The sequence below is a fragment of the Sulfurospirillum sp. UCH001 genome (genome assembly GCF_001548035.1).
Classification (GTDB): Bacteria; Campylobacterota; Campylobacteria; order Campylobacterales; family Sulfurospirillaceae; genus Sulfurospirillum.
Window position 1 is genome coordinate 1,211,312 of record NZ_AP014723.1, and the last position, 15,068, is coordinate 1,226,379.

A 15,068-nucleotide genomic window follows, 5' to 3' on the forward strand; every position below is an offset into this window, starting at 1 on the left:
TAATCCTACAAAAGTAAACTCATTCAAACTCACTCATATACGTACGATACAAAAGAGGAACCCAGCTTTTTTGAAGCTTTGGATTGTATCTGCTCTCAACGGCTGCTGATTTAAAAAAGGTTTTCCATAGCGCTTTAAATTTTTCCTCATCATCAGAATAGGTTGGTGCATCAAACGAGGCGATAGAGCGAATCTCTCTTATGTCATGATTTTTTATAAAGGCTAATGAGCGCTTAACATCGTGAATGATAAACGGAATGTTTCCCAAACGCTTAGCAAAGTGATCCCCTAAAAAAGGTACGATGTTAAATTTGGTCTCTATCTTTGCATAGAGTGTGCCATCTTCTAGTTCCTCAAACCGTGTAAAACCGTACATCTTATGTACCAAACTCAAAAGCTCTTTTTCAAGGTTTTGGATATAAAAAAGATTGGTATTGGTGATATTTCGAAGCTCTTTTTGGTTTTTAAATCCGATGCGTATGTACTCTAACAGTGCTAACTCATGTTCTCTGCTGTCGCACAAAAAGATATTGCAAATAGTGCGTTGCTGCTCTTTTGTAAAGTGCTTTGTGATGGCTTCAAGCACTTTTTTTGCATTTGTTTCATCAGTAAAGACTTCGTGGAAGCGCTCAAACAAAAGTGTTTTTGGTAGCTCTTTAACAATGGCATCGACACTTAGTTTTTCATAGTACACTTCATAAACCAAGCTCAAAAATCCCTCAAAGCTACCATCATAGAGTAAAACCATCACAGCTCTCCCGTGTAGATGGAAGTGTCAAATAGGGTGGGTTGAATGACGTTTGAGCCTTGATGAATGAGGGCTAGTTTGATCTTCTCTTCATACAGGCTTGTGCTTCTATGAAAATCTTTTCCCGCAATGATGAAGTAGCGTGCTTTCTTGAGTGAAATTTTAAGCTTAACAAGGTCTTCAAAGCTTAGTTGTTTAAAACGTCTTGCTTGTAAAATCTTCAAAGCTCCTCTGATGCCAATGCCTGGGATGCGCACAAGTATCTCTTGTGGTGCCTTGTTTACATCGATAGGAAAAAGATGAAGGTTTGAAAGTGCCCAAAAGGTTTTTGGGTCAAACTGGATATCGAGGTTTTGGTTTTCACTGAGTATCTCATCGTACGAAAAGCCATAAAAACGCAGTAACCAATCTGCTTGATATAGCCTGTGTTCTCTAAGTAGTGGCGGTTTTGAAAGCTCAGGTACAGGCAGATGCTTGTGGTTGTTCACTGCGATGTATGCGGAGTAATAGACTCGCTTTAGCAGTGCTTTTTGATAAAGCGATGAGGAGAGTTTGAGGATCTCAAAGTCACTCTCTCCTGTAGCCCCGATAATCATCTGTGTACTCATAGAGATAGGCTTAGCATTTCTTTGCATCGTGATGTCACGCGCGTGTTTAAGTGGTGAAAGGAGCTTTTCTTTTGTTTTATCGGGTGCAAGAAGGGCGAGGCTCTTGGAGCTAGGAAGTTCGATGTTAGAGCTGACACGATGTGCTAAAAGGGTGGCTTCTTCGATGAGTTCCTTGGATGCACCAGGGATGAGTTTTACATGAATGTAGCCGTTAAATCGGTATTCATGACGCAAAATACGCAAGGTTTGAAGCAGTAAACTCATCGTATGGTCTTCATTTTTGATAATGCCAGAGCTTAAAAACAGTCCTTCGATGTAGTTACGCTTATAAAAATTGATGGTTAAGTCGGCAAGCTCACGAGGCGTAAATGCAGAACGTGGAATGTCATTGCTCACACGATTAATGCAGTAAGCACAGTCGTAGATACAGACGTTGGAAAGTAAGACTTTAAGAAGCGATACGCAGCGTCCATCACTGGTAAAACTGTGGCAAATGCCACTGTTATGGGTACAGCCAAGTTCGCCCGTTTTGTAGTTGTTATCACTGCCACTGGATGAGCAGGAAACATCGTACTTGGCACTGCTGGCTAAGATAGAGAGTTTGTCTTGTATCGTCATTTTCATACAGTAATAGTATGATTTTTTAAAATGAGGTCACGAAAATATTTCAAAATGAAATATGAAAGGCAAAAGAAGTGGTAGAGCCTAATAGATAGGCTCTGTAAGTGTTTTATTTGATAAATTCAACCGCTTCGTTAAATGGCACTCTAAGTTGAGTAGATTGTGGGTTGATGCGGTAGCCAAAAGGCAGTACGAGTGCAAGTTGGAATTTACTGGTATCGAGTCCTAAAACATCTTCAACTTTCTCTTTCTCAAAGCCTTCAATAGGGCATGAATCAATACCGATATACGCTGCTGCAGTCATCATATTGCCCGCTGCGATATAACATTGACGTGCTGTCCATGCAAGAATGTTTTGATCTGAACTTAGGGTTTCTTTTAGGTGGTTTGCGTAGAGATTGATGTAAAAGTCTTTTTTTTCTTGTGGCATGTCACGTCTTCCAAAGCGTTTTTGTGGGATGCCGCTTTCTACTTTTACGGCGTCAATCGCTGCAAGAACAAGGACAAGGTGTGAACATGTTGTGATTTGTGGTTGGTCCCAACAAAATGGTCGAAGTTTTGCTTTAAGCTCTTTATTGGTAATCACTAGGAATTTCCATGGCTCCATACCAAAAGAAGAGGGTGACTTATGACCAGCTTCTAGGATAAAGTTGATTTGCTCATCGTTAATTTTTTTTGTATCGTCAAACACTTTACACGCATGTCTAAAATTCATCGCTTTTGAAAAATCGTTTTGCATTCTAACTCCTTGTGATGTTGTTGGAAAATTATAGTGACTTAAAACTTTATTTACCCTTACGATACTTTTGGTAAGTAATGCATTAAGCAAAGCAAGATAAGAAACGTTTTCGTGCGCTGTCATGCCCTATAATAGGTCTTGGATAACCTGCAATATCTTGTGTCATGAAGTACGCTTCTTTATGCAGTAATGCTGCTGGAATACTTTGAAGCTGTGGCAAAAAGCGTTTGATGTAGCGCGCCTCTTTGTCAAACTTCAACGACTGAGAGTAAGGGTTAAATATCCTAAAATAGGGCTGTGGGTCTATGCCTGTACCCGCACACCATTGCCATGAAAGAACATTCGCACTCGCATCATAGTCCAAAAGGTGTTTTGCAAAAAACGCCTCGCCTTGTTGCCACGGCAGCATCAAGTGTTTTGTAAAAAATGAGCCTACGACCATACGAGCACGGTTGTGCATCACTCCCGTTGTTAGAAGTTCCATCACCGCAGCATCGACAAGTGGGTAACCCGTTTGTGCATTGATGAAGCGCTTATAGGCTTCTGTGTCGTTTGAAGTTGGCGGGTTGTATTTGTAATTCTCCCAAGCAAGCTTTGGAAAGTGGTAGAGCAAATAGGCATAAAACTCTCTAAAAATAAGTTGTCTAAAGAACGGTTCTGTCTCATGCCCTTGTGCTTTTAGCTGAACTAGAAAACGTACCACTTCACGTATGGAGATGGTACCAAAACGCAGGTGAACACTCAGATGAGATGCGGCATCGATGTCTAGAAAATCTCTCTCTATAGCATACTTGTCTATCTTCGGTGCAAAGCGTTCAAGTGTTTTTTGAGGGCTTAAAAGCTCTACATTTGTACGCTCAAAGCCTAGCGCATCTAGCGTAAGAGGTAAGGAAGTTTTTACTCCATCTTTTATACTCCAAAGTACGCTATAGTCGAATGTAGAAAGGCGTTGTTCACCTCTTTTATAGCCCAATACATAAAATTTTGTGTAAAGTTCTTTGCAAGCCCTATAATAGGGCGTAAACACAAGGTAAGGTGTACCATCTTTTTTAAGCACTTCCATCGGCTCAAAAAGGTAACAGTCATTGAGCGGGTAAAAGCTTAGTAACTCCGCTATCTCCTCATCACGCTTTCTTGCATAGCTATCATAGTCCACACTCACATACACCTCACCAAAGCCTAAGGCTTTAAGGTAGGTAAAGACTTCAAGAGGTGTGCCATAAAAGATGGCAAGATCAAGCCCTAAAGCTTGAAGCTCTGCTTTGAGCTTAGTTACTTGCTCAAAAATGAATGAAATTCTTTTATCGTCCTTTTCAAGTGTGTTTAAAATGTTCGTGTCAAAGATAAAAATAGGCAGAACTTCGCCCTCTGTGGCTAAAAGCATCGAGTCATCAACACGCAGGTCGCGCCTAAACCATAACACTTTTTTCATGCTTATTTGCCTTCTTGTATGGTTGATCGAAGCGCTAAGTCTTTAGGGTAGGGGTTCAAAAACTTCTGCCCAAGAAGATAATGTATTTCATACTTTTTAGCTAAAAATTCGATGGTATTCATAACTGCTATAAGCGGAACTATCTCATCTCTAAACTCTTCAATTTGCATATGTAGTGCCTGTTTCTCAACACTTGTAAGCTCTTTTTTAAAGAAGCCCACCATGTGTTGCAGGACATTGACCGTTTTGGCGATGGTGCTTTTATGTGCGATAGTCTTTTTAAAAAGTGTGATGTACTCTTGTGTGAGCTCACTAAGGCTTTTTTTCTCATGGTTGGCGACTATCTTTCCTAAAAGACGGTAATTGCCCTCATGCTTGCTTTGCAGTAAAAATTTATAAGCGGTATGAAACGCCACAAGTTCATTCATGGTTTTGATGTGGTTTTGAAGCCTCGTAGCATCATGGTACGCAAAGAGTTGCATCACAAAGTTTTCCCTAAGCCAAGGGTCTAAAAGTCGCGCCTCTTCTTCTATAGGAAAGTCTACAAAATGCTCCTTGCAAAGTGCGGCGAAGAGTCCATCTTTTTTCCCTTCGCTCATCTCTTTAAAGTAGTACTTTGTACTTCCAAGTCCACAACTCGGTGACTTTGACTTTAGGATGATGCCACAGAGCTCTTCTTGCTTGATTTTTGCTAGTTCATGTTCCATCGCTGTGTTCATAGCACTTGTAACATCTGCTTTTGAAAAAACGGTGATGACTTTTTTTTGCTCATTTTCAAGCACAATGCGAATCGTCTCACGAGGTGTTCCAAAGGCTAAATGCTCAGGGCAAAAAGGAATAAATGAAGCATATTTGCCAAGCTTATCGGTGATAAATCGATCTCTTTGACCCGTTTTATCGTAACGGATTTGCTCGCCTAGTAAACAGGCTGAAACGGCTATCTTGAGCATGAAACTCCTTTAAAAAAAGCTATAAGTATTATAGCTATTCTTTTGATAAAAGGCTTATTCAGATTGAATGATTATAAAAATTTAAAGCTTTATATGATGTGATTAGGAAATACCGTAAATTACATTATTATGTGAGTAAATAAACAAATATAATAATAGTTGAGAATGATGATTTTATTAAAAGATAAAAGGGAGTAAGGATTTTGACCTTACGCCCTTTTAATTTACTTCGGTCGTTTATCGACCACTCTCACTGCTTTTCCCTCACTTCGTTGAAGCGATTTTGGCGCAACGAGTTTGACTTCAACATTGATGTAGAGGTTGTTTAAAAGAGCGTGCTCAAGGTTTTTCTTGAGACTTCCCAAGTAGCTTACATCATCGCTTATAAGGTGTTCATCAAGTTCGATATCGATTTCGAGTTTATCGAGGTAACCTTTTTTATCGGCGATGATTTGGTAGTTCAGCGTGATGCCTTCTTGTTTGGAAAGTACGTGTTCTATTTGTGATGGGAAGACGTTCACTCCGTTGATAAGAAGCATGTCATCACTTCGTCCTACGATGCTCTCAATGCGACCGATGGTTCTACCACAACGGCATGGAATGCGTGTGAGAGAGGTGATGTCACCCGTTCGGTAGCGAATGATCGGCAAGCCTTGTTTGGTCAGCGTGGTGATGACAAGCTCGCCACGTGTGCCCTCTGGTAGGACTTCACCAGTTTCAGGGTTGATGATCTCAGGGTAGAAGTGGTCTTCGTGAATGTGAAGCAGGTTTGAGTGCTTACAGTTACACGCCACACCCGGTCCTATGATCTCGGAGAGTCCATAAATCTCATGGTAGTCTATGCCCCAAATATGGGCTATCTCGTTTTTAAGCCCTTCGCTGGTTGGCTCAGCCCCAAAAAATCCCACACGTAGTTTGAAATCTTTTTGGATGTCATACCCCTCAGCTATTGCCACTTCTGCCATATGTAGCGTAAACGAAGGCGTTGCAGTCAACACGGTTGCGCCAAAGTCTTTGAGGAGCAAGAGTTGACGAGAGGTAAAGCCAGTGGAGCTTGGAATGACGGCGATTTTCATACGTTCAGCGGCATTATGAAAGCCAAGACCACCCGTGAAAAGCCCATAACCATGTGAGTTTTGCATGATGTCTTGACAGGTTACGCCACCCATCGTAAAAGCACGCTCCATCACTTCTGCCCAGATGTCCATGTCGTGCTCAGTATAGCCCACAACGGTAGGCTTTCCTGTTGTTCCACTGGAACTGTGGATACGTACGATTTGGTCCATATCGACCGAAAACATACCAAAGGGGTAGTTGTCGCGCAGGTCTTTTTTCTTGGTAAAAGGAAGTTTAGCAAGGTCTTCTAAACTCTTGACATCCTGTGGTAAAACACCGTGCTCGTCAAACTTTTTTTTGTAAAAAGGGACGAGATGGTAAACCCTAAGAAGCGTCTCTTTGAGATGTTTGAGTTGCCACGCTTGAAGCTCATCACGGCACAAGCTTTCATTTTTACTAAACGTCATGACTTACTCGTAAAAATGTTTAGCTTGAACGATCTCAATGTTTTTGGCTTGCAATGCAGCAATGGCATCGTTAAAGCGATCTTTGTCAACACTGAAGATAAAAATACCCGTGCTTGCTTCATAGAAACTGTAGGTATAAAGGATGTTAATGCCTTCATTTGAGAGGGCACTGACCGCCTTGTCAAAGCTTCCTACCACGTCTTCGATTTTAACACCAAAAACATCGGTAAAGCGCACGCTAAAGCCTTCATCTTCAAGCACAGCTTTGGCTTTTTCAGGATTGTCCACGATGGTTCTAACCAACCCAAAATCGGTTGAATCTGCAAGTAAAATAGACTTGATTGAGATGCCATTTTTAGAAAGGATGTGAGTTAAAACAGAGAGTTCACCCGCTTTATTTTCTAGAAAAATCGTAAGTTGTTTGATGTTGCATTTCATTAAAGACTCCTTTTATCGATGACACGCACGGCTTTGCCGACACTGCGCTCTATAGTTCTTGGCTCAACAAGTTTGATCTCTGCGTTAATGTAGAGGTTATTGAGCAATTCATGTTGAATTTTTTTCTTCAAGGCTTCAAGCTGTCCGATACTGTCTAATGGCATATCTTCGGTGACTTCAACCATGATCTCGAGTTTATCGAGGTAGCCTTTTTTATCGGCGATGATTTGGTAGTTCAGGGTAATGCCTTCGATGTTAGAGAGGACATGTTCCACTTGTGATGGGAAGACATTGACGCCATTAACGATGAGCATGTCATCCACGCGTCCCATTACACTTTTCATGCGCACATGCGTTCTACCGCACCTACATGGTGTTCTATCCAAAGAGGTGATGTCACCTGTGCGGTAGCGGATGATCGGAAACGCTTGTTTGGTAAGGCTAGTGATGACGAGTTCACCTTTTTCGCCAAACGGCAAGACTTCAAGTGTTTTAGGGTCGATGATCTCAGGGTAGAAGTGATCTTCAAAGATATGAAGGTCTTTACTCTCAAAACAGTTTGCAGAAACACCAGGGCCTATGATCTCAGAAAGACCGTAAATCTCGCAGTAGTGAATGCCCCAAACACGGGCTACTTCTTCTTTGAGTCCTAGACTGGTTGGCTCAGCGCCAAAGATGCCGCATTTGAGTTTGAAATCGTTTTGGATGTCATAACCCTCTGCGATGGCAGCTTCCGCCATATGAAGTGCAAAAGAAGGTGTAGAAGTAAGGACAGTTGCTTCAAAGTCTTTCATAAGCATCAGTTGTCGAGAGGTAAAACCACCTGAACTTGGTACAACCGTAGCGCCTACCGTTTCAGCACCGTAGTGAAGCCCTAGACCACCTGTAAAAAGACCGTAGCCATAAGCATTGTGCGATGTATCTTCGCTGGTAACACCTGCCATCGTAAAGACACGCGCCATGACTTCATTCCATGTGTCAAGATCGGCTTTGGTGTAGCCAACAACAGTTGGTTTCCCTGTTGTTCCGCTACTGCTATGCACACGTACAACTGCATCTTTTTTTACAGCAAAGAGTCCAAAAGGGTAGTTGTCACGCAAGTCTTGTTTTTTCGTAAACGGCAATTTTGAGATGTCCTCGATGGACGTAATATCAGCAGGTGTAATGCCAAGCTCTGCAAACTTCCTTTGGTAAAATGGTACATTGGCATAGACACGTGCAACGGTGTCTTGAAGCCTTTGCGTTTGAAGCTCACTTAGCTTATGGCGTGGTAATGTCTCTTCCTTTGACCAGATCATTTCCCAGCCTTTGCATCATTAATGCCTTGGTGAAGTACCGCAATGTTTTGCTCCGCTACTTTAGCATTCATTATAGTAATTGCCTCCTCAATTTCTTTTTCTGAAAATGGAAAATGAGGATCAAGCGCGAGCGTAGCTCCTAGCATATAGACGTTTAGCGCATCTATAGGAAACTCTTTCGCTTTTGCTTTTTTGAAAGCATCAATGGTGTGTGTTTCAAAGTCAACTTTTGGAAATTTTTTAGTTGCGTTAACAACAATCGTTCCTTTGTCTTTATTAAGGTACTGAATGTTACGAAGCGCTTCGTTCCCCTCTAATGCTATGAGAAGATCTGCTTGTCCTTCATCAATCGCTGGAGCGTAAAAATCGCCGATTTTGACATAACACGAAACGGAGCCACCACGTTGACTCATACCATGATTTTCCGTACCTAAGCATTTTTGGTTTTTAATAGCAGAGGCGATACTCAAAACTTTAACCAAGAAAACAGCACCTTGCCCGCCGATACCTGCGATAACGATTTGATATTTCATGGTTATTTCTCCTCTATTTTTACAAATGCATCGGTTGGACAGACGACATCAAGACAAGCGCTACAGCCTGCACATAAGAAGAGGTCGATTTCCATTTTGCCTGCTTCGTTGTAGTGCATTGGCGGACATTTGTAGTTGGTGATACACGAATCACACGCAACACATTTCTCTTCATCAACTTCTACGCTCACTTTTCCTAGACGACCTTTTGCGTTTTCTTTATCTAAGACACAAAACTCACGTACAACAGCAACAACAGGTGCATTAGCCGTTTTATAGGCTTCTTGAAGCGATTTCATAAAGTCAACGGTTTTGTTTAGGTCTGGCTCATAGATGTACTCATGACAGGTAAGTCCACAGCCTTCAACAATGCGCTTGATGTCGATTTGATGAGGATTGGTACGCTCTGGTGTCGTTTGACGTCCTGTCATCGCTGTGGTGGAGTTATCCAAAATGACCAAAATAAATTTGTGATTTTGGTAAGCTGCATTGATAAGTGGTGCAACACCAGAGTGCATAAAGGTACTATCGCCGATGGTCGCTACAACGGTTTTGTCTGGGTCTGAAATGCTAAAACCACTTGCCATAGATACACTAGCACCCATACATAAGATGGTGTCAATCGCCGCTTGATTGAGGCCAAGTGTGTAACAGCCAATGTCAGAAGTATAGATAGACTTTTTCTTTTTAAACACTTTAGTAATGGCATAGTGAACATCACGGTGTGGACAACCTGGGCACATATTGGGCGGGCGTTTTGGAAGTTCTTCTGTGTATTTTTCACTTTTATAAGCATGACTTTGAGCAATGACACCTGCATTTGCAAAAGCAGTGACAACTTTATCTTTTGAAAATTCATCAATTTGGTGGAGGTGTTTTGTCAGTTTTCCATACAGTTTTGGAGAGCTTAATTGCTCTTCTATACAAGGATAACTCTCTTCAAAAATGATGACTTTGTCATAGTTAGTAAAAAGCTCTTCAATTTTTTCTTTTGGAAGAGGGTATGGCATGTCGAGTTTTAAAATATCGGCTTTAATGCCTAGTTCTTCTACAGCTTCTCGTACATATCCATCGCCTGTACCGCTGGTGAGACAAAGCACATTCTCACCTTTAAAAGCATGTGTTTTTGGCTTGATGAGATGATCCCAGTTCCACATCTTAATCGCTTCTAAACGATCGAGTTGTTCTAAGCCTTGTCTATATCTTCCTGCAGGTGGGACAGCGCCCCAACGTGGGATATTGCGTTCAAAATCACCTTTATTGGCAGTTACTTTGATCTCATCATCAACATCGCAAATCTCTCTTGCATGACTGACGCGCATAACAGGGCGTAACATAACAACGGATTCAAATTCGTGGGAGAGTTCAACACCTAGTTTTACCATATCATAGGCTTCTTGAGGCGTACTAGGGTCAAGCACAGGAATACGTGCAAATTTTGCGAAGCTGCGGCTATCTTGTTCAGTTTGAGACGAGTAGAAACCAGGGTCATCACAGGAAATAAGGAGCATTGCGCCTTTAAGACCAATGTATGAGGCACTCATTAAAGCGTCACTCGCGACATTAAGCCCCACTTGTTTCATCGTAGCACAGGTGCGTTTACCCGAAATCGCTCCCGCATATGCTACTTCAAAACCTACTTTTTCATTAGTAGCCCATTGTGCATAGGCTTCAAGTTTGTTTTTATCTCGAAATTTTTGGAAATTTCCCAAAATTTCACTTGAAGGCGTTCCTGGGTAGCCTGAAACCATATCAACCCCTGCGTGAATCAAACCAAGGGCGATGGCATCATTTCCCATCAAAATCTGTTTCATATCGTTGTGCTCCGTTGCTGATAGATAGTAATGGTTTAAAGGGTATTGAAACTTACTTTATAAAATACTTATCTAAGCCTTTGTGTCGAAAGTGTTACACTCAAAGTGAGCATTTTTGAAACTTCATCATTTTTTTATAATCGATTAAGGATATAACTAAAGTTTCGTTAAAGCTTTTTATATTACTTTTAAGGAACTTTTAAAAAGAGAGGGGTTGTATGGGAACATTTGATCTTGGTGTGGGCTCGGCCTTTTGGCTGATGAATGCAAGTGCTCTATTGTGCGTTATTTACGGCGTCATCAACTGGGATAAAGACAAAGAAGAAAAGGTGCTTGAACGCAAGACGTGGGATAAAAATGAAGCTAAAATCAATGAGGATTTATGATGAATTTAATTGAAAATATTGTCATCATTCTCTATCTTGCTGTACTTGCATATTTGGGTTATGTTGGGTACAAACAGACAAAAAGCTCAGCAGATTACTTAATTGCAGGAGGCGATACACATCCTTTTGTAATGGCATTAAGCTATGGTGCTACATTTATTTCCACAGCTGCCATCGTTGGTTTTGGTGGTGTTGCAGCATGGTTAGGAAATTCGCTTCTTTGGCTTACATTTTGTAACATCTTTATAGGGGTGTTTATTGCCTTTGTTTTTTTAGGCAATCCTACCCGTAAAATGGGCATTCGCCTCAATGCACATACGTTTCCTGAATTATTAGGACGACGTTTTAATTCTAAGTTTATTCAGGTGTTTGGTGGTGTTCTCATCACAATTTTTATGCCTTTGTATACTTCTGCGGTTCTCATTGGTGGTACAGAATTTTTAGTAGCATACTTTAAAGTGGACTATCATCTTGCCCTTTTGGTCATGTCAGTCATCGTTACAGGTTATGTACTTGCAGGTGGACTAAAAGGTGTTATGCTCACTGATGCCCTTCAAGGTGTCATTATGTTTGTTGCAATGATTATTCTTTTAGTGATGGTTTTTGATTCTGTAGGTGGAATGGATGTGGGACTCTCTAAATTAGAGATGGTTTGGGATAAAACAGTTACACCTCTTGCAAGCGTTAATATAAAAGATTTGGCAGCGGGCAGTCCAGATTTTTTAATGAAGCTTTCAATGAACTGGGGTTTCCAAGGCTGGAATAAAATGCCAGTTTTCCTCTCAGAAGGATGGCTCTTTATTATCACAACTATCGCTATGGGTGTTGGTGTAGGCGTTTTAGCTCAACCACAACTTGTTGTACGTTTTATGACCGTAAAAAGCAAAAATGAGCTTAATCGTGCTGTTTTAATCGGGGGTATTTTTATCATTGCGATGACAGGGATTATCTATCTTGTAGGTTCTGTCACAAACGTTTGGTATTTTGAATTTAATGAGGGTAAAAATGCGCTTCAAAGTACGGGTAGCATTGGTAAGGTTATTCCTCATTTCATTAATGCAGCGATGCCAAAATGGTTTGCATTTATCTTTTTATTTGCACTTATTTCTGCGGCGATGAGCACACTTTCAAGTCAATTTCATGCAATGGGTACAGCAATAGGTCGTGATGTATTTGAGCAACTTGCAGGTAAACATAACCCAAATTCATTGCTCATTACACGTTCAGGCATCATTATTATGATCGTTATCTCCGTCTCTTTAGCCTATGTGTTTGACAAACAACCCGCTATTATCGCGCGCAGTACGGCTATCTTTTTTGCACTGTGTGCAAGTATCTTTTTACCAACCTATTTTGGTGGACTTTTTTGGAAACGTATGACTAAAAAAGGTGCCATTGCTTCTATGTTCGTAGGTACGATTGTAACGACATTTTGGTTGCTTTTCGTTCATTTTCAAGAGGCAAAAGAGCTTGGAATTTGTAAGATGCTTTTTGGCGTCAATACGCTTTTGAGTGGTAAAGTCACCTTTGTAGATGCAATGATTGTAGCATTACCACTTTCAGCATTGACAGCGATTGTTGTTTCATTAATGACAAAACCAGAGAATCCGGCACTCATCAAAAAGTGTTTTGAGGATTAAAAAAGAAGAGGGTAGTCACTACCCTCTGTACTCTTGAATGTAGGATTCTGTTGACGTATCAACAAATTTACGTGTTTTTTTAAGCTTTTGCATTGCATCAAATGTATTTGCTTTTTCTCTTTCCATAATGACTAAAGCTTCTTGTATAAGTGCACAAACAGTTTGTGCTTCCTCAATAGTTTCAAATTGAGGTATATTATCGATCAGTTCACCGATGTTTGTATGGTTTTCTTCTACAATCGCAATTGTAAAATCTTTAATCCATGACATACTCAGTCTCTTCTTTCCATGCCTGTAATAATTCTTTAGCAACATTAATGACTTCATCAAGTTTGGCTGTATCATTGTTGAGATTTGCTTCTGCAAGAAGTTTCACTTGATGAATGTAAAGACCGCTCAAATAGTGTGCGATTTGACCACCATCGTAATTAAGGGAATTAATAAGCTCTGTAAAAATCGCTGATGTTCTATTGATCCAATAGGTTCTTTTTTCAATATTGCCATCTTCAATAGCTTTTTTTGCTTGTGATGCAAAACGTAGAACACCTTCATATAGCATTCTAATCAACTTTTCAGAAGATTCAATAGAGGCGTTGTTTTGTGAGTAAGTTGAATATGCTAAGTTGGTATACATTTTAAATTCCTTTAATTATTTGCTAACGTAAGATTGTTTAATCATAGATGAGAGTGAACTAAACTCGGTATTTAGTTTACTGATGATGCTTTCATAAGCAGCAAATTTTGTTGCCATTGCATCGTATTTTGTATCCAATCGAAAAACTGCAGTTGCTCTTGATTTAGTTAATGCCGTTTTTTCAGTTGTAAGACTTTTATTGTATTGAACCAATGTACCATCTGTAGTGTTGACATAACCTGCCATCATGGTATTGAATTTTTTGAATAAACCATCTTTTGTTTTTGGCGATGAATAAACATTACTTGTGCTAAGACCCAAAGAGGCTAGGGCTGTACTCTCACCTGTAATCACAATGTCTGCACCTGCTGCGCCTTTTAGAACAATATTATTATTAGTTCCAATACTCGCAGTAATACCTGTAATACCTGCATTGTTGATCGCTGTTTTAATAGCGTCCAAATTTTCTGCTACTGTTGATGTTGAGAGTGTTGTAAACGTAATTGCTTTACCATTGATGGATAATGCATCCGCACCAATACTCAAGCCGCCCGATGAAACACTTGTACCTTTATACGATGTGCTACTATAGGTTGTTGAGCCTTGAAAATAGTCTCTAACATCAGCAGGGTCAGCTGCTACTTTTGCATTGAACGTTGTTGCGCTAAATTCAAGTTTTCCTTCTGTGGTCATACTGATACCATAGTCACTAAGGCTTCTGCCTTCACTGTCAACCCCTAAAACTTGTTTACGAATATCTGTACTTAAGGAGTTGATTTGTGTAACACCTTGAAATGTACCAGCTGTTTTTGTGGTTGTATCATAAGCTGTTGCAGTTTTCAATTTTGTCATAATATCATTGTATGAAGAGACAAGTGATTTTAGATTGGTTGTGATATTTGTCCAGTCTTGTGTAATAGAAACTGTTGTATTGGTCGCAGCATCGGTTTGCTCTTTATTTAATGTAATCGTTGTTCCAACAACAAGATCATCAATCGTATTGGTAGAGCGTGTTACATTAACGCCATTATAAATGATAGAAGCATCTCTTGCTGTTTTAAGATGATTTGCGCTTTGGTCAAGTCCTAAGTCAGTAAGAGCCGTTCCTGTGGAAGATAATGTAATGGCATTATCAGCTCCAGTTGAATTTGATTTAATGACAAGTTTATAAGGATTTGTACCACCAACATTCAAAATCGAAGCAGTAATTTTACCGCTTGCTTTTTCATTGATCATATCTTGCAGTTCTACAAGGGTAGTTGATGATGTTACGGCAATATCGTATGTGTTCGTTCCAAGTTTTAATGTCAGTGTATCATTTGAAGAGGTAAATGTACTTGTTTTACTTGTAAAACTTGTTGACTGATAAATATCTTGTTGCGCAAGCTTATCGACATGAAGTGTAAAGCTATCTACGTTTGTTCCAGATTTTGTTGTGACAGAAACAGCATCATTTGAAACCGTTGTGGTTCTTTGAAGATAGTTATTTTCTTCTGACAAAGCAGACGTTGAAGCTTTTAGAGTATTTGCCAATGCTGTAAGCGAAGCCAAATCACTTTGCTTATTGGTATTGGTTGTTAGCTTCGCATCAATTGGATTAAGTATAGCTTTTTCATCGACAGCTCTTAATTTATCAATAGTATCGTATGAAAGTGCTCCGTCACTACCTAGTCCCAATGAGCTTAAGCTTGAAGTTGCCATTGT

Annotated in this window: 15 protein-coding genes; 2 read left to right on the plus strand and 13 right to left on the minus strand. The window is 40.2% G+C overall.

What is annotated here, in order from left to right:
- Positions 1-19 precede the first annotated feature (19 nt).
- From UCH001_RS06060 to UCH001_RS06105, 10 genes are all read right to left on the minus strand, one after another.
- The gene (locus UCH001_RS06060; RefSeq protein ID WP_067175665.1) at positions 20-748 is read right to left on the minus strand and encodes a TIGR03915 family putative DNA repair protein; all 729 of its coding nucleotides are present in this window, start codon (positions 746-748) and stop codon (positions 20-22) included.
- Positions 748-1,974, minus strand: a complete 1,227-nt coding sequence (locus UCH001_RS06065; RefSeq protein ID WP_067175668.1) for a putative DNA modification/repair radical SAM protein — start codon at positions 1,972-1,974, stop codon at positions 748-750. Before UCH001_RS06065 ends, UCH001_RS06060 begins: the two co-directional genes overlap by 1 nt.
- 112 nt (positions 1,975-2,086) lie before the next feature.
- Entirely contained in the window at positions 2,087-2,716 is a 630-nt protein-coding gene (locus UCH001_RS06070) for an NAD(P)H-dependent oxidoreductase (RefSeq protein WP_067175670.1), read from the minus strand.
- Positions 2,717-2,798: 82 nt separating this feature from the next.
- Complete coding sequence (locus UCH001_RS06075) at positions 2,799-4,148, minus strand: deoxyribodipyrimidine photo-lyase (RefSeq protein WP_067175673.1); 1,350 nt, start codon at positions 4,146-4,148, stop codon at positions 2,799-2,801.
- A gap of 2 nt (positions 4,149-4,150) precedes the next feature.
- The gene (locus tag UCH001_RS06080) at positions 4,151-5,098 is read right to left on the minus strand and encodes a DUF523 and DUF1722 domain-containing protein (RefSeq protein ID WP_067175675.1); all 948 of its coding nucleotides are present in this window, start codon (positions 5,096-5,098) and stop codon (positions 4,151-4,153) included.
- Between the two features lie 224 nt (positions 5,099-5,322).
- A complete protein-coding gene (locus UCH001_RS06085) occupies positions 5,323-6,621 on the minus strand; it encodes a phenylacetate--CoA ligase family protein (protein WP_067175678.1) in 1,299 nt (432 codons plus the stop codon).
- Positions 6,622-6,624: 3 nt separating this feature from the next.
- Positions 6,625-7,059: a hypothetical protein gene (locus UCH001_RS06090; RefSeq protein ID WP_067175681.1), complete on the minus strand. Its 435-nt coding sequence runs from the start codon at positions 7,057-7,059 to the stop codon at positions 6,625-6,627.
- Positions 7,059-8,357, minus strand: a complete 1,299-nt coding sequence (locus UCH001_RS06095; protein WP_145973114.1) for a phenylacetate--CoA ligase family protein — start codon at positions 8,355-8,357, stop codon at positions 7,059-7,061. Before UCH001_RS06095 ends, UCH001_RS06090 begins: the two co-directional genes overlap by 1 nt.
- The gene (locus UCH001_RS06100; protein WP_067175684.1) at positions 8,354-8,890 is read right to left on the minus strand and encodes a 2-oxoacid:acceptor oxidoreductase family protein; all 537 of its coding nucleotides are present in this window, start codon (positions 8,888-8,890) and stop codon (positions 8,354-8,356) included. The genes UCH001_RS06095 and UCH001_RS06100 overlap by 4 nt, the downstream gene beginning before the upstream one ends.
- A gap of 2 nt (positions 8,891-8,892) precedes the next feature.
- Positions 8,893-10,704 carry a thiamine pyrophosphate-dependent enzyme gene (locus UCH001_RS06105; protein WP_067175687.1) on the minus strand — a complete coding sequence of 604 codons (1,812 nt, stop codon included), beginning with the start codon at positions 10,702-10,704 and terminating at the stop codon, positions 8,893-8,895.
- A gap of 218 nt (positions 10,705-10,922) precedes the next feature.
- Between UCH001_RS06105 and UCH001_RS13255 the strand changes: the two genes are divergently transcribed.
- A complete protein-coding gene (locus UCH001_RS13255; protein ID WP_173636813.1) occupies positions 10,923-11,090 on the plus strand; it encodes a symporter small accessory protein in 168 nt (55 codons plus the stop codon).
- Positions 11,090-12,730, plus strand: coding sequence for a sodium:solute symporter (locus tag UCH001_RS06110; protein WP_067175690.1), 1,641 nt, complete (start codon positions 11,090-11,092; stop codon positions 12,728-12,730). Before UCH001_RS13255 ends, UCH001_RS06110 begins: the two co-directional genes overlap by 1 nt.
- Before the next feature lie 18 nt (positions 12,731-12,748).
- On the opposite strand, the gene UCH001_RS06115 is transcribed toward UCH001_RS06110, so the two are convergent.
- The 3 genes from UCH001_RS06115 to fliD are packed head-to-tail and all read right to left on the minus strand — an operon-like array spanning position 12,749 to position 15,065.
- A complete protein-coding gene (locus UCH001_RS06115; RefSeq protein ID WP_067175693.1) occupies positions 12,749-13,000 on the minus strand; it encodes a hypothetical protein in 252 nt (83 codons plus the stop codon).
- Positions 12,987-13,364, minus strand: a complete 378-nt coding sequence (fliS, locus tag UCH001_RS06120) for a flagellar export chaperone FliS (protein WP_067175696.1) — start codon at positions 13,362-13,364, stop codon at positions 12,987-12,989. The genes UCH001_RS06115 and fliS overlap by 14 nt, the downstream gene beginning before the upstream one ends.
- A gap of 15 nt (positions 13,365-13,379) precedes the next feature.
- Positions 13,380-15,065, minus strand: coding sequence for a flagellar filament capping protein FliD (gene fliD, locus UCH001_RS06125; RefSeq protein ID WP_067175698.1), 1,686 nt, complete (start codon positions 15,063-15,065; stop codon positions 13,380-13,382).
- Between the last annotated feature and the right edge of the window lie 3 nt (positions 15,066-15,068).

Coding starts and splice junctions, on each gene's coding strand:
- UCH001_RS06060 (WP_067175665.1), bottom strand. CDS start 748: ATGGTTTTACTCTATGATGGTAGCTTTGAGGGATTTTTGAGCTTGGTT.
- UCH001_RS06065 (WP_067175668.1), bottom strand. CDS start 1,974: ATGACGATACAAGACAAACTCTCTATCTTAGCCAGCAGTGCCAAGTAC.
- UCH001_RS06070 (WP_067175670.1), bottom strand. CDS start 2,716: ATGCAAAACGATTTTTCAAAAGCGATGAATTTTAGACATGCGTGTAAA.
- UCH001_RS06075 (WP_067175673.1), bottom strand. CDS start 4,148: ATGAAAAAAGTGTTATGGTTTAGGCGCGACCTGCGTGTTGATGACTCG.
- UCH001_RS06080 (WP_067175675.1), bottom strand. CDS start 5,098: ATGCTCAAGATAGCCGTTTCAGCCTGTTTACTAGGCGAGCAAATCCGT.
- UCH001_RS06085 (WP_067175678.1), bottom strand. CDS start 6,621: ATGACGTTTAGTAAAAATGAAAGCTTGTGCCGTGATGAGCTTCAAGCG.
- UCH001_RS06090 (WP_067175681.1), bottom strand. CDS start 7,059: ATGAAATGCAACATCAAACAACTTACGATTTTTCTAGAAAATAAAGCG.
- UCH001_RS06095 (WP_145973114.1), bottom strand. CDS start 8,357: ATGATCTGGTCAAAGGAAGAGACATTACCACGCCATAAGCTAAGTGAG.
- UCH001_RS06100 (WP_067175684.1), bottom strand. CDS start 8,890: ATGAAATATCAAATCGTTATCGCAGGTATCGGCGGGCAAGGTGCTGTT.
- UCH001_RS06105 (WP_067175687.1), bottom strand. CDS start 10,704: ATGAAACAGATTTTGATGGGAAATGATGCCATCGCCCTTGGTTTGATT.
- UCH001_RS13255 (WP_173636813.1), top strand. CDS start 10,923: ATGGGAACATTTGATCTTGGTGTGGGCTCGGCCTTTTGGCTGATGAAT.
- UCH001_RS06110 (WP_067175690.1), top strand. CDS start 11,090: ATGAATTTAATTGAAAATATTGTCATCATTCTCTATCTTGCTGTACTT.
- UCH001_RS06115 (WP_067175693.1), bottom strand. CDS start 13,000: ATGTCATGGATTAAAGATTTTACAATTGCGATTGTAGAAGAAAACCAT.
- fliS (WP_067175696.1), bottom strand. CDS start 13,364: ATGTATACCAACTTAGCATATTCAACTTACTCACAAAACAACGCCTCT.
- fliD (WP_067175698.1), bottom strand. CDS start 15,065: ATGGCAACTTCAAGCTTAAGCTCATTGGGACTAGGTAGTGACGGAGCA.